Source organism: Saccharospirillum sp. (assembly GCF_040881935.1).
GTDB lineage: Bacteria > Pseudomonadota > Gammaproteobacteria > Pseudomonadales > Natronospirillaceae > Saccharospirillum.
In genome coordinates this window covers 1-14,140 of the sequence record NZ_JBBECH010000024.1, presented here as the reverse complement: position 1 = coordinate 14,140, position 14,140 = coordinate 1, and the positions used below count along the sequence as shown (strand labels likewise).

Sequence of the window (14,140 nt, the reverse complement as noted above, 5' to 3'; positions counted from 1 at the left end):
CCGGTGGATGATTGATCTGTGCTATCGGCTAACCAGACCCTACAGGCTGTCGAGGACGGCTAGTACGTCATCGTGATGGCTTTTGGTTTTAACCTTGTCCATCACATGGGCCAGTTTACCCTCTTCATCAATGATAAAGGTTATGCGATGAATACCGTCATATTCCCGGCCCATAAACTTTTTCAGACCCCAGACTCCGTATTTATCGGCAATGCTATGGTCTTCATCGCTGAGCAGATCGAAGTTCAGGGATTCCTTATCGATGAATTTGACCAGCCGCTTGGGAGCATCCGGGCTAATGCCCAGCGCTACCGTATTGCGCTTTTCCAGCTCTGCCTTGCTGTCGCGCAGGCCGCAGGCTTGGGTGGTGCAGCCGGGCGTCATCGCTTTGGGGTAGAAGTACAGGATCACCTTCTTGCCGCGAAAATCCTTCAGTGACACGGTTTCTTCGTTCTGGTTGAGGGTGGTGAATTCCGGAGCAGGAGCGCCGGTTTTGGGGAGTTTTAGGATGCTCATGGTTGGATGTCCTGTAGTTAGTTACCAGTTGTTGGCGAAGAAGATGGAAATCAGTACGCCACTAATAGTGATTGTGGATTTTATATTTCTATTATCGAAGTGAGCTGCATAGCAAGTACCAGCCGCCGGGTATGGCTATCCGGGGGAGTCCGCAGCAAGGATGCTGCGGTCTAGGCCCCATGGACGGGTTTACGCCGACCCCGGATAGTCGTACCCGGTGGCTGGTGCGGACTCAAGGTACCAAGAACTCCGAAGCCACAGTCTAATAATAGGGCCACAGTATAAGGCTTCAACCGGTGGCCGACTTCCCCGGTGCCTGAACCGGTTTGTGACTGTCGAAAGCGCCCGATTTAAGGTATCCTCACTGCCCCGGTGAAGCCACCCTCAACGCATTGATTTCCTTATGTTTTTCGAAAATGAGCGCAATCAGTTTTTCCGACCGATGACCGGTAAATACCGGGCTCAGCTGGTTGAGTGTCTGACCGAGCTGTACCGGCGACTCTACAGCAGTTCCAGTGCCGATTACGGCCATGCATTGTCCCGCGAGGATGTGGTCGACACCTTTCAGGGAGCGCTGGTGCGGGCGCCGGAAATGGCAACCGAGGACGGTGACCGGGAAGGGCGGTTTCGCACCAGCCGGGATCAGGCCGTCTGGTCACTGAATACCCTGGTTGAGCATGGCTGGCTGGAAAAACAGGTCGATGAAGCCACACTGCAAAGCACCTTCAACTTCAGCCGCCGCGGCCGCCAGTTTACCGAGCCCTTCGTCGCCGGTGACCTGGACCAGATTCGCACTCGCCACCGCAACACCCGCAACGTGCGCAACGCCTTGCAGGCCTTTCTTGAGCGCGGAGAAGTCTACGATGTGCTCGACGCCTGGGAGTATTCTGAGCGTATTATCAGCGATTTCACCGACATTATCGCCGAACTTGACGAGCGAAAGCGGGCGCTGGTGCGGGAAATGGAGAGCCAGGTGATGATACAGCGGGTCAGCCAGGATTTCTTCGACTTCATGGAAAAACGCTTCCAGCCAGACCTATCCATACGGCTCAGCGCCGATAACGTCGAGAAATACCGCGATGATATCGCCACCTGCATTCGCAAGATCCGCGCCCAGGACCGCAGCTTCAAGGCCCGTGCTGAGCGCCGCCTGCGTGAATTGCTGCCCGACCAAATTCAGGAAGGCCAGAGCCTGCTCTGGTCTGTGCTCGACAACATAGAAAGCCGGCTCAAAGCCGCCAGTGACATCATGGTGCCAGCACTGCGCCGGGCCTTACAGGGCTTCACCAAGCGGGCCGACATTATTATCCGTCAGATCAGTTACCTGGCCAGCCAGCAACACAACGACGTGGTCAAGGTGTGCCAGCGCCTGAGCCAGTTGGAAGCCGAAGACCGCGATGCCGGTCTGGCCCGGGCGGGTGCCGCCATGTCGGTGACCCGGGTTGGATTTATCGACCCGGTGAGTGTGCGCATACAGGCCGCCCGAACCCGTCGCCACTTTGCCATGGAAGTCACCGAAGACAATCAGGATGACTTCGACACCGAAGCGCGCAAGGAACTCTATGTACAACAGGTGCTGGACCAGGCCTTTCTGATCAATGACAACCGAGTCCGACATTATTTGGTTAACCAACTGAGCCGGGGCGAGACCGTATCAACCGCTGACCTGCCGGTGGAAACCGCCGATGACCTGCTGGCCCTGGCGCACGCTATTGAAGTCGGTGCGGCCAGTTCGCTGTCGTCCGATTACCGGTTTATCGTCGAGTGGACCGGTGATTCAGTTGCTTCCGAATATTTTGAATCCCAGGATAACTTCAGCATTCGGCTCGAACCCCAGCGTGCGAGCGATGTGCCCAAACAGGAGTCAGACCATGTTTGATGATCTCGATCATCGGCTCGAAACGGCCGGTTTCAGTCGTCAGGAATACAGCGAACTGCTGATTCGGTTACTCGACTATGGCGTCATCTGCCGGGACGAAAGTCAGGTGGAACAGCAGATGTATGATCGCTATCTGCGCCTGGAAGGGCAGGTACAGGATTATCTGGAACTGATCGGGATTCAGATTCAGCATGATCGGCGTTTTAACTTTGTGCGCCTGTTTCCACCCGGGGCCGAAGTACCGGGGCTGGACGATAGCGGCGAAGGGCCCTTTAACCAGGGGTTCCGGGTGCGTCTCAATCAGCAGGAAGTGGCGCTGGTTCTGGTATTGCGCAGTCTCTACGACCGCGCTTTGCGCGAAGGCCAGGTCGACGATAACGGCTGCGTGCTGGCATCGTTGGAGAACATCACCATTTCACTGCGCAACTTGCTGAAGCGGTCGCTGCCCGACAACGTGACCGAACGCAAACAGCTGTTCAAACGCCTGCGTCAGTTGCGGTTGATCCAACTCAGCCAGGATGATGCCCTGGACAGCAGTGATTTCTGGGTGCGCATTCGACCCATGATCATGAGCTACGTCTCCGACGATGTGCTCGGCGCCTTGCTGGAAGGCACCGAATTACCCGAGGCCCCCTTGCCCGACGCCGGCAGGGCGAACGACACCGCTGAGCATGCCCCGGAAGAAGGCGATGCAGACAAAGAGGGGCAACATCTGGACCGCAATACCGTTACCGACCCCACTGCCTCTGTTTTCGCACAGGACTGACGTTGTTTTCACACAGGACTCATTATGTTTCTGAAAAAATTCATCTACGTAAACTGGGGCAATATTCCGCTACTGGAGTTCGATTTCGGGCCAATCAACCTGCTCAGTGGTGGTAATGGCTCTGGCAAAACCACGGCCGCCGATGCCCTGCAAACCATCATGACCGCGGCGCACGATACCCTGTTTCATTTCAACCCGGGCCAGGATGAAGCAACACAACGCGGACGCGGCAAGCAGGTGCGCACCCTGGCGTCCTATGTTTTGGGCTGTGACGACGGTTCCTACGCACGGCCAGACGGTGCCGTAGGCTATTTGGCGGCCGTGTTCCACCCCACCGAAGGTGAGCCGGCGGAACCCTTTACTGCCATTATCGGTGCCAGCGCCTATCTCGATAAAGCTGGCAGTCAGCCCATTGCCCGCCTGGGTGACATCAGCTACCTGATTGCACCCGGCGAGCAACTCAGCCAGTCCGATTTTGTGATCGACGGCGATACCGGCCGCAGCGTGGTAAAACTCGACGCCCTGGTCGGCCGGTTAAAAGCCCAGACCGTCTCAATTGAAAAGTACGATACCAAAAAGCAGTACCTGCGCCGATTTTATGCCGCTATTCGCGGCCGAAACGACGCCGTCAGCGAGCGTGAGGCGATGAACGCCGCGCGCGCTTTCTCCCGGTTTATGGCTTACAAGCCGGTGAAGGGTATCAATGCGTTTGTCGCCCAGGAAATTCTGGAGCAGAAAGATCTTGGTGAAGCCATTCGCACCGTGTCGGACTTAATGAAAACCATCAGCGGCATGGAAGCCGAAGCCAACCGCCTGAAAAACACCATTGATCGCCTGACCACATCGCGGGTGCACAGTGACCGCTACATTGATCAATGGCTCGAGTTCAACCTGGCCGACTATATTGCCGCCAAATCCCGCTTTGTGAACGATCAAAAGCGCTACCTGACCGCCAAGCAAGAGCAGCAAAATCTGCTGCAACAACGCGATACCGTACAGTCAGATCTGGACGTCGCCGAGCTGCGCCGGGACCAGTCGCATGAGCAGTTAGTCTCTCTGGAAGCCCAGCGCCGGGGCGTGGGCGCATTGCAGGACAAAGATAAATTTGAGACCCAGGCCGAGCAATGCAAGAAGACGCTGAGTCAGTTGGCGACACCGTTGTTGCACCAGGACGACGCGCTGCAACGCAGTCTGAAAGCCAGTGCTCAGATACAGCAGACACTGTTGAAAACCAGCCTGGCGACCGAGCTTCCGGAACTGGCTGGCAAGCAACTCGGAAAACTGAGCAAATCGGTTACGCAGCAGTCGGACAGCCTGGTCGATTTTCGCAGCCTGATGAACCGCGACTGGATTGACTTGTCGCCGCTTGAGCAGCATCTGGATGACGTCATTGCCCAGCAAAGTCTGATGAATCAGTGGCGCGAAGCCTGGTTCAGTGATGGCTGGTCGAACACCGGCATCAGTCTGCGTGATCAATTGCAGCGGGTTCAGGACAGACGCGAACAGAAACTGGCGCAAATAAGACAGTCGATCAGTCGCAAGCAACAGGACATCGACAGCCTGGAAGGCCAGCAATTGAATTACCCCTACCATGTGCGCACCGCACTGGATGCCATTCGCCGTGAACTGCCTCAGGCCGATCCGCGCGTGCTGTGCGATCACGTCGAGATTCGGGATCCAAAATGGCAGTCGGCACTGGAAGGTTATATTGGAGGTGCCCGCTTTGCCATTCTGGTTGAAGCCAAGCACGAGGCCGAAGCCATTCAGATCGTGCGCAATTTGCCCAAGGATAATCGCGCCCGGGTTATTCAGGGCAGCAAGGCGCGTCAGGATGCCGAGCGGGTCACCTTGCCCGCCAATTCGGTCGTGCATTTGATGGATTTTGACCACTCTGTCGCCCGCGCCTATTTAACTGCCAGCTACGGTCTGGTAGAGCAATGCGAAGACGCCGAAGCGTTGAAAAAGACGCGTCGCGGTGTGACCCATCAAGGCCTCGGCAGCGGTGCCTACGCCATGTACCGGTGTGACATTCCGGTCTCTGACCTGGTGTTCGGCCAGGGCGCGCGCGAACGTGCCATGGCCGCCAAGAAAGACGAGCTGATGACGCTGGCACAGCAGGCCAATGAGTGGCAGACACAGGTCCAGGAGGTCAGCGCCCTGTATCAGGCGGTGAATCAACTGGCGCATCTGAACCATGCTGATCTGATGCGCGACATGCTCGAAGCCCAGCGCGCATTGCGTATGGCTGAACAGGCGCTGGCGTCACTGGATTTGAGCGATGCCCAGGGGTTGGAAAACGAATACCGCGACGTCAGCGATCAACTGAAGGCACTGGATGCGCGTATCCGTGAACTGATTGAACGCAAGGGCAGCTTGGGTGAGCGCATCGAAACCCTGTCGCGCCAGTGCAAGGCGCTGAGTGATCAGCAGGAAACCACAGAATTGCACAGTGAACGCAAGGAAGCCTACCTGCGGGATCTGGTCAGCGTGTGGCCGGAATTCGATGTCGAGACCCGTATGGCGGAGGCCGATACTGCAGCTGAAACCGCCGATGCCGATGCCCAGGAAAACCTGCGCAAGTCGCTGGAAAGCGAACTCAATGCCCGCGCACACGAACTGGAGCAATTGCTGAAGGATCACAATCAGTACTGCCAGCCGCAAGATGCCATCGCGCTTGATCTGAACTACAGCGCATTGCACAGTGCCGATTTCTTTAAAGGCATTGTGTCTCTTCGCCGCCAGGTGGATCAGGTACACAACCGGTTGAAGAACAACATTCTGGTCGAGAAGGTGGATAATCTGGGTGCGCTGAAAGACAGCTTCAATAACGCCTTTGTCACCAACCTGTGCCATGCCATTTATCAATCCATCAACGATGGCAAGCGGGTGCTGGAAGATCTTAACGCCGAGCTGGAACACCACAGATTCGGTGCCGACCGCGAACGTTATTGGTTCGACTGGGACTGGGTGCCGGAATACCGCGAGTACTGGCATTTCTTCGATGAGGTGATCAAAAGCCCGTCTCTGGGAGAGGGGCAAACCCTGTTTGATACCGAACTGAGCGTCCGCTCGGCCCAGGTTCGCGACCAGTTGATGGACATGCTGCTCGATGACGATGAGCAGCGGGCATTGCGCGAACTTGAGCGCATCTCCGATTACCGTAATTACCGCAACTACGAAATTTATAAACAGCCGGAAGGCAAACAACCGATCGCGCTGAGCCAATACGGCACGGGCTCGGGTGGTCAATTGGAAACACCGGCTTATATCATTCGTTCGGCCGCTATAACATCGGCGTTCCGGTTCAACGAGGGCGACTCTCATCTGCGCATGGTATTGGTTGATGAAGCTTTCTCGAAGATGGATGAGACCCGCTCCAAAGAAGTCATTCGGTACCTGACCGAATCGCTCGGATTGCAGTTGTTGTTCATCATGCCGACCAGTAAATCAGGTCCTTTTATGGACATGATTTCCAACCAGTTTGTATTCTCCAAGGTGCCTCTGGCGCAAGGAAATCGGGTCGGGCAGTTGAACACCCGGGTGTTGGTCGACCGGCAAAAATGCAACCAGGAAAAGATTCAGACGCTCTGGGCCAACCATCGTAAGGTGATTCGTCAGCAGGCCGAACTGGACTTTATGGCAGATATTGAATGAAACCAGAAAGCGGTGATGTGTTCATTGTTTTCCTGTGGCAGGCGCTGAATCCGTCTGACTTTGCCATACTCATTACGAATTAACGGCGGCCGAGGATATCCTGATGGCGATACATGAAATCAAACACCCCCTGATCCAGCATAAGCTAGGGTTAATGCGGGAAGCGGGCATCAGCACCAAGCATTTTAGGGAGCTAGCGGGCGAGGTGGGTAACCTGCTGACCTATGAAGCGGGGCGAGAGCTTGAGACCGAGATAGTCGAAATCGAAAGCTGGACTGGTGCCACGCTGCAAGTTGAGCGGATTAAAGGTAAAAAAATCACCGTGGTACCGATACTGCGTGCCGGACTGGGCATGCTGGATGGCGTTATGCAACTGATCCCCAATGCCAAAGTCAGCGTGGTTGGCTTGTATCGGGATGAAGAAACACTTGAACCAGTGCCGTATTTTGACAAAGTGATCGAAGATGTCGAAGATCGGACTGCGCTGATCGTCGACCCGATGCTGGCGACCGGCGGCACCCTGATTGCAACCGTTGAGTTGCTAAAAGCCAAGGGCTGCCAGCGAATAATGGGTCTGTTTCTGGTGGCTGCGCCCGAAGGCATTGAAGCGGTTCTGAAAGCCCATCCCGATATTGACCTTTACGTAGCCTCAGTGGATGACCATTTGAACGATCAGGGCTATATTATTCCCGGCCTGGGTGATGCAGGCGACAAAATCTTCGGTACTCGCTGATAATTGGGTAGCAATCTGGCTATGTGTATTATATTTGCTGCAAAATTGGAAATAGAGTCTAAAGTAGGAGTGTGACATACCGAGTCTTCGCCGCAGACAGTTGATGGCACCCGGCGAGGCTGGCACCTAACAACAGCCTCAAGGAGTCAGAGCTGTGAGATACCGGGTCGATATCATGCAAAAACAGCGATTGTTAATTGTTGACGACAACCTAGACTATGCTCGCAAGTTACGGGATTATCTTGCCAGCAATGATTACGATGTCGATGTAGAATCCGATTCGTCCGTTGCCTTGCGCCGCATAAGGGATGAACAGCCCAATGCGGTACTGATCGAAGTTGATTTGCACGGCGACAGCGGTTTGACAGTCTGTAAACTCAGCCGCAAGGAATATAAAGGCGGTATCATTCTGTTAAACGATACCGCCGATGAGCTTGATCAGGTACTGGGGCTTGATCTGGGTGCCGACGACTATCTGTTGAAATCGGCGTCCAACCGTCTAATTCTGGCTCGCTGCCAGGCGCTGATGCGTCGTTTTGACCGCACCCGGTCGACCGACTCACTGGCTAAAACCGAACGCCTTCAGTTCGGTGATCTGATTATCGATAACACCATGCGCGAAGCCTGGCTCGGCAGTGCGACCATTGACCTGACCAGTGCTGAGTTCGACTTGCTTTGGCTGTTATCCAGCCATGCTGGCCAGATTTTAACGCGCGAAGAAATATTCAATCGATTGCGGGGTATCGAATACGACGGTCAGGACCGGTCGGTGGATGTACGAGTGTCTCGCATTCGTCCGAAAGTCGGGGACGACCCCGATCATCCCCGTCGAATCAAGACCGTACGCAGTAAAGGCTACCTGTTCGTGGGCGAAGTATTCAAGCACTGACGTCCACCCATAAGCCAGCCTATTTACGCCGGGCCCGGAATACCTTGAAGCCGCGACCGTGGGCCATTTCTTCGACCATACCGATCGTCGGTGGCAGGCACGACTGGTAGTCAAGAAACTCATTGGCAACCCACCACATTGTTCCACCGGACACCAGCCAGTCTGCACTGGCTTTGAACAGTCGTTCACTGGGCTCGTAATGAGTGCGGATTCCGGTATGGAAAGGCGGGTTGGTAATGATGGTATTGAACCGGGTACGATCCAGCTGCTCCAGACCATCCGACCACACCACCTGGTAGCGATCCGCAGCGGCAACGCGGGCCAGGTTCTGTTCAGTGGAACGTACCGCCAGCCAGTCGATATCCAGAGCCGTGACTGTTACGTTCTCCGACTGGCTGAGCAGGGTCTGGGCGATAACCCCGCTGCCGCAGCCAAAATCCAGGCAATGGCCCTTCATGGCTGGAAGTACACCCAGCAACAAGGCAGAACCTTTGTCGAGGCGGTTCTGACTAAACACGCCGGGACCTGCCTGCACCAACTGACCCTGGTGTTCGAACTCAGTCCAGACGGGTGCTTCAGGTAGAGCGCCTCCGGGCTCCGGGTGTAGCTGATGCAGCACGCAATGGCGGGCACTGTCCCATTTTTCGGTTTGAGCCCAATCAAGGACGCGTTTGGGCAAGCTCTTTATGCCACCTTTGTTTTCACCAACCACCCAGATTCGACACTGGGGATGCTGATGCACAAAACTGAATATCCGGTGCAACCACCAGGTTAGACGTTCCTTTGCTTTCGGATAAAACAGCACAATGCCGTCTGTTTGTTCCGGCCAGGTTTCGTCGGGAGATAAGGCGGCTAACCCCGGGGTATTAAATACACTGCGGTCCATGCAAACAGCATGGTCACCGGATTTGATCAGCCCGTGGCTTTCAGGCGGATCCAGCCACAGCATACTGAGTGTTGAAAAAGGGGTCTGGTGCCGTTCCAGCAGTTGCCAGCTAGGGTGCATGGGTGAGCTATCCTGAAAAAGGCAGAGTTTAGCAAATTAGCCCCGGTTAGGGACAGGTGGTTTTGTTCCCGGCATTGTGAGCGCGAGTATAATGAATGGGTTGCGGGCAAAAAAACGGACATCGGGGAGAATGTCCGGGCTCAGGGTTGGGTGTCGCGCACCACAGCAGGCGTGCAATATTTACCTGTAGCCGGTGTGCTGGAACCGTTCGTAGGTCAGTGACCCGGATGGGCTTTGCTCAACCGCTGATTCAATTGAAAAATGGCAGCTTTCAGTGCCGTTGGCATCAACAGCGCGTTCAACGTCGGTTCTTCCGACAGCAGTGCCTGGATAACCTGAACCAGAATGTCAGACCAGTCATCTGCGATAAAACACTCCGGTGGCAATTCATGCAGCGCATCCATTAACAGTCCCTTCATCTCAGGCATGCGTTGCTGGGCACATTCATTAAAGGCGAGGCTGACAATCATATCGGCGACCTGATGCCTGCGCAAAAATACGAGGGATGGGGCCGGTGCTTCAATTGCGGTATGGTAGCCAGTCATTGGCAACCTCCTGGTCCGGGTCAACGGCCGACAACGCTACGCCGGAAATAGCTGAGCGGCAATGCGTAACCCTGGGGAGAGGTTGTGTATAAGATGTCGATAACTTTGGGTAAGTGAGCGCTTACAGGATAGGCCATGACTGTGCTGGTTAAGGTGTTTGTGAATCTTTGTAACGACGTTTCGGAGTTTGAGTCGCCTGATAGGCGCTGGCCCGCCGCCAGTCCCCGCGGCGAACTCTGCAGCCTGAGTTTGCAACCTGAGCTTTCGCGACGCGGGCGACGTAAACAGACAAACGTGCCAGGGTAGGGTTCTGCACTGCCCGGTATTTAATGATCAAATTCAGAGTGCCATTAAACACTTTCCGCTGCGCTTCTTTGATTTCAAATCGAGATGACCAGTTTTACACCTTAATGTCGTTATTCACTTAATAGAAAATCTGTGCTAATTGAAAGCCAGATTAGTTATTGGGGAATTGTCTGTTCTGAATTCTATTAACAATAAGTGGGCGGGGTGGCTTTTCGACATACAGGTGCAGCTTCGTTAGATTAAGTACATGAAACAACCCTGAAGTGAATGCGCGAATTTACTCATAATTGAATTAAAGGGCACCGCTTTGCGACTTATAAAAACGGATTCCACAGAATTCGGAAAATAATGCAGTAAAAAGGTTATTAATATCACTTTTTATTTAATTATTGTTTGCATCTTTATCGGCATCTGACTAAATTAGTGGCAACGCATTACTCTATTGGAATGAGTTTTCATTCCAGATGCCGTAGTAATAAATGAGAAGGAGATACCCATGGCTGTAGCCAAAAAGAAATCCGCCGCCAAGCGTGGCCCGAAACCCGGTGCAAAACGTGCTGCCAAAAAAGCAGTAACGTCCAAGTCATCTGCCAAAAAAACCCTCGCTAAAAAGGCACCTGCCAAGAAAACAACGGCTAAAAAAGCGCCAGGTCGCCCCCGCGCAGCGGCAGCAACCAGCACCTCAGCGATGAATGCCTCTGTTGTTGCTGCGTCCAAAAAACTGGATAAAGCTGAAGCTGATCTGGTTAAGGCTCAAGCCAAACTGGATGCTGTAGCCGTTAAAAAAGCAACAGCCAGGACCAAAGTAGCAACTGTTAAGTCAGTGGCATCCAGGCGGGCACTGGATACAGCGATAGCGCAGGAGAAATCGGCTAAAGAAGCAGTCGCCAAAGTGAAGCAAGCGGTAAAAGCGGCTAAATTCGATCAAAAAGTTGCGGAAATCGAAGCTCAGGCAGAAGAATTGAAAGCCCGGGTTGAATTAAAAGCAGCAGAATTCGAGATGAGCCTGACTACCAAGCAGGAAGAAGATCTGGCAAAAGAAATCGCCAAATTCGAATCCAAGTGGCGTCAGGCACGGGTTCGTAAAGATGCCAAAAAGCTGAAAGCCTTCCGCGCTAAAGAAGAAGTCAAGAGCAAGGCAGCGGCTCGTAAAATCAAGGCGAAGGTTAAATCTCTTGCCAAGAAAGAAGCCACCAAGCAAAAGCCAGGCCCTAAAAAACGCGGTCGTCGTCCAGGCCCAGGTCGCCCGCCAAAAGCGAAAGCCTCGGCCGCGAGCTGAGTATCGATCTGTTCTGACGTGATTAAATGTCCTGAAAAGCCACCGAAAGGTGGCTTTTTTGTATTCTGAGGAAGGGCAGCGCTGTGATAAACTTCCGGCTTTTCAGGGTTCGATCCTATGACACGACTTCTGGCCATCGACACGACGGGTGATTTCTGCTCACTGGCGTTAAAAGACGGTGACAGCGTCTATGAGAGCCACCAGAGCATGCCACGCCAGCATGCACGTCAAATACTGCCGTTACTTGAGCAATTGTTCGCAGAGTCAGGCTGGGCCCGAACCAGTCTGGATGCGGTTGTGTATGGGCGCGGGCCGGGTTCGTTTACCGGCATTCGTATTGCCGCTGGTATCGCTCAGGGTGTTGCACTGGGGGCCGATTGCGGTGTCATCCCGGTCAGTACGCTGCAGACTTTGGCAATGGAAGCCAGTCACTCCAATCCTGAGATAAAAACGCTTTGGGTAGCACTGGACGCACGCATGCGCGAACTGTATGTCGCCCAGTACCAGGTTGACCAGCAGTTTCCCTGGTTGCAGGGCAACGAAGCCCTGCTAAAACCTGACCAGTTGCCGGATGCTCCTGATGATGAAACCTTTGCCACTACCCATCTGGTCGGCAACGGCTGGCAAACGGAGTATGGGTTCAGTGATGCCTGGGCCCGGTTCGTGACACGCCAGCCCCCGCTTCTGATGTTACCGAGAGCAACGTGGGGCGCTGAGTTGGCTCTGGCTTTGTTGAAACAGGACGCCAGCGTTAAGGTTTCGCCCGAGCACGCATTGCCGGTGTATCTGCGTGATAAAGTGACCTGGGACAATAAGCCCAAAGTCGGAGAGTAATCGGCACATCTTAAAGCCGACGGATCTTGGCGGCTATGTACGTTTAACTATAAGGATGCATAATCGATGCTGTCTGAGCTGCAAATCATTGTTCTGGCACTGATTCAGGGAATTACCGAGTTTTTACCCATCTCAAGTTCCGCCCACCTGATTTTGCCTTCACAACTCTGGGGCTGGCCCGATCAGGGTCTGGCTTTTGATGTGGCCGTGCATGTGGGTTCGCTATTGGCAGTACTCTGGTTTTTTCGGGCTGATGTGGGGCGCATGCTGCTGCACTGGAGCCTGCATTTGGCGCGTCGTCCACACGATGCTGCCGAACGGACTCTGGCCTGGTGGATCATCCTGGCCACGATACCCGCTGTGGTTTTTGGTTACCTGTTTCAGGACCAGATTGAAACCCATTTACGCAGTATTCTGGTGATTGCGATCACGACCAGTGTCTTTGGCGTAGCACTCTGGTGGTCGGATGTCGGGGTTCCGGAAACACGGATGATTGGCCAGCTTAACTGGAAACACACTTTGTTGATCGGGCTGGCTCAAGCGGTCGCGCTGATTCCGGGCACCTCTCGCAGCGGTATTACCATGACGGCAGCCATGGCGCTGGGCTATGCTAAGAAGGATGCCGCTCGTTTTAGTTTCTTGCTGTCCATACCGCTGATTTTTGCGGCAGGTACACTGAAAACTGTCAGCCTGATTCAGCAACCGGATCTGGTGTACTGGAACCAACTGGTTGGCGGTACCTTGTTGTCCTTTCTCAGTGCTTACGCATGTATAACGCTCTTTTTAAAGTGGATTGAGCGAATTGGTTTTTTCCCGTTCGTGCTGTACCGGTTTGCCCTGGGCGGGTTCTTGTTTTTTCTTTATTTTTCAACTTGATTTGAATACCCCGGAGGCAGCTGAAAACCAACTATGGGCGTGCTAAATTATCGGATGGATCTGTATATTGAGCCCGGGGAATCCGGGTATCTGACTGCGCCGAAAACCCAGGCTCAACTTGCTGGCGTTGCCCAAATTATAACGCAGCGTCCGGCCAATCTTTATTTGACGATCACCGAAGGTGCATTAGGGTTATCGAGTGGTGAAGCGGTAAAGCAGCATCCGGTCTGTGTTGATTTTATCAGCGGTGCGGCCCGGCACCGCCAGCTGTATGGGGGCGGACGCTCTCAGGCCATTGCCAGGGCGGTAGGGCTGCATCAACGCAAAGGCCTGGTGGTTTTGGATGCGACTGCAGGTCTCGGTCGCGATGCCTTTGTACTGGCGAGTCTGGGGGCGACGGTTATTCTGCTGGAGCGGCACCCCATTGTACGTTTGCTGTTAAGTGATGGGCTGGATCGGGCTCGACTTAGTGGTGATCGGGTGTTTGATCGCATGAGTTTGCATGATGGCACCCTGGAGCAAATGTCGGCTCTTGTGCCTCCAGACGTGGTGTACCTGGATCCGATGTTCCCCGAGCGGCGCAGTAAAGCCGCCGTGAAAAAAGACATGATGCTGTTCCATGCGCTGGTAGGGGCCGATGTAGATGCCGATGCCTTGTTGGCACCGGCACTAGCGCTGGCGCAACGTCGGGTGGTGGTAAAGAGACCGCGCATTGCTCCGCCGTTGGCCGGTCAGCAACCAGGGATGGTTTTGGCTGGCAAGAGCAGCCGTTTCGATATTTACCCGTTAAAATCCATGTTAAACGACTGAAAGAGTCCGGCCAGCCCAAAGCCGTTCCGTACCATGGGACATCTAGT

The 14,140-nt window shown here is 54.3% G+C and carries 12 protein-coding genes; 9 read left to right on the top strand and 3 right to left on the bottom strand.

Annotated features, from left to right (window positions below; genetic code table 11):
• Positions 1-39 precede the first annotated feature (39 nt).
• The gene (gene bcp / locus WEB54_RS03230; protein ID WP_368053214.1) at positions 40-516 is read right to left on the bottom strand and encodes a thioredoxin-dependent thiol peroxidase; all 477 of its coding nucleotides are present in this window, start codon (positions 514-516) and stop codon (positions 40-42) included.
• 403 nt (positions 517-919) lie between these two features.
• On the opposite strand from bcp, the gene WEB54_RS03225 reads away from it, so the two are divergent.
• From WEB54_RS03225 to WEB54_RS03205, 5 genes are all read left to right on the top strand, one after another.
• A complete protein-coding gene (locus WEB54_RS03225) occupies positions 920-2,395 on the top strand; it encodes a Wadjet anti-phage system protein JetA family protein (protein WP_368053213.1) in 1,476 nt (491 codons plus the stop codon).
• Positions 2,388-3,161, top strand: a complete 774-nt coding sequence (locus WEB54_RS03220; protein WP_368053212.1) for a DUF4194 domain-containing protein — start codon at positions 2,388-2,390, stop codon at positions 3,159-3,161. Before WEB54_RS03225 ends, WEB54_RS03220 begins: the two co-directional genes overlap by 8 nt.
• A gap of 24 nt (positions 3,162-3,185) precedes the next feature.
• Positions 3,186-6,815 (top strand): ATP-binding protein, encoded by a 3,630-nt coding sequence (locus WEB54_RS03215; RefSeq protein WP_368053211.1) that lies wholly within the window; start codon positions 3,186-3,188, stop codon positions 6,813-6,815.
• A 103-nt stretch (positions 6,816-6,918) separates the two neighbouring features.
• Positions 6,919-7,548, top strand: a complete 630-nt coding sequence (gene upp, locus WEB54_RS03210; protein WP_368053210.1) for a uracil phosphoribosyltransferase — start codon at positions 6,919-6,921, stop codon at positions 7,546-7,548.
• Between the two features lie 154 nt (positions 7,549-7,702).
• On the top strand, positions 7,703-8,437 hold the full coding sequence (locus tag WEB54_RS03205) for a winged helix-turn-helix domain-containing protein (protein ID WP_368053209.1): 735 nt from the start codon (positions 7,703-7,705) through the stop codon (positions 8,435-8,437).
• Positions 8,438-8,456: 19 nt separating this feature from the next.
• On the opposite strand, the gene WEB54_RS03200 is transcribed toward WEB54_RS03205, so the two are convergent.
• Together WEB54_RS03200 and WEB54_RS03195 are read right to left on the bottom strand one after the other, a co-directional pair.
• Positions 8,457-9,443, bottom strand: coding sequence for a methyltransferase (locus WEB54_RS03200; protein ID WP_368053208.1), 987 nt, complete (start codon positions 9,441-9,443; stop codon positions 8,457-8,459).
• A gap of 215 nt (positions 9,444-9,658) precedes the next feature.
• Complete coding sequence (locus tag WEB54_RS03195; protein ID WP_368053207.1) at positions 9,659-9,988, bottom strand: hypothetical protein; 330 nt, start codon at positions 9,986-9,988, stop codon at positions 9,659-9,661.
• Between the two features lie 802 nt (positions 9,989-10,790).
• Between WEB54_RS03195 and WEB54_RS03190 the strand changes: the two genes are divergently transcribed.
• The 4 genes from WEB54_RS03190 (at position 10,791) to WEB54_RS03175 (ending at position 14,093) form a co-directional block, all read left to right on the top strand.
• Positions 10,791-11,573, top strand: coding sequence for a hypothetical protein (locus WEB54_RS03190; protein WP_368053206.1), 783 nt, complete (start codon positions 10,791-10,793; stop codon positions 11,571-11,573).
• 117 nt (positions 11,574-11,690) lie between these two features.
• The gene (tsaB, locus tag WEB54_RS03185) at positions 11,691-12,407 is read left to right on the top strand and encodes a tRNA (adenosine(37)-N6)-threonylcarbamoyltransferase complex dimerization subunit type 1 TsaB (protein WP_368053205.1); all 717 of its coding nucleotides are present in this window, start codon (positions 11,691-11,693) and stop codon (positions 12,405-12,407) included.
• 66 nt (positions 12,408-12,473) lie between these two features.
• A complete protein-coding gene (locus WEB54_RS03180; RefSeq protein ID WP_368053204.1) occupies positions 12,474-13,283 on the top strand; it encodes an undecaprenyl-diphosphate phosphatase in 810 nt (269 codons plus the stop codon).
• Positions 13,284-13,316: 33 nt separating this feature from the next.
• Positions 13,317-14,093, top strand: coding sequence for a class I SAM-dependent methyltransferase (locus WEB54_RS03175; RefSeq protein WP_368053203.1), 777 nt, complete (start codon positions 13,317-13,319; stop codon positions 14,091-14,093).
• The last annotated feature ends 47 nt before the right edge of the window (positions 14,094-14,140 follow it).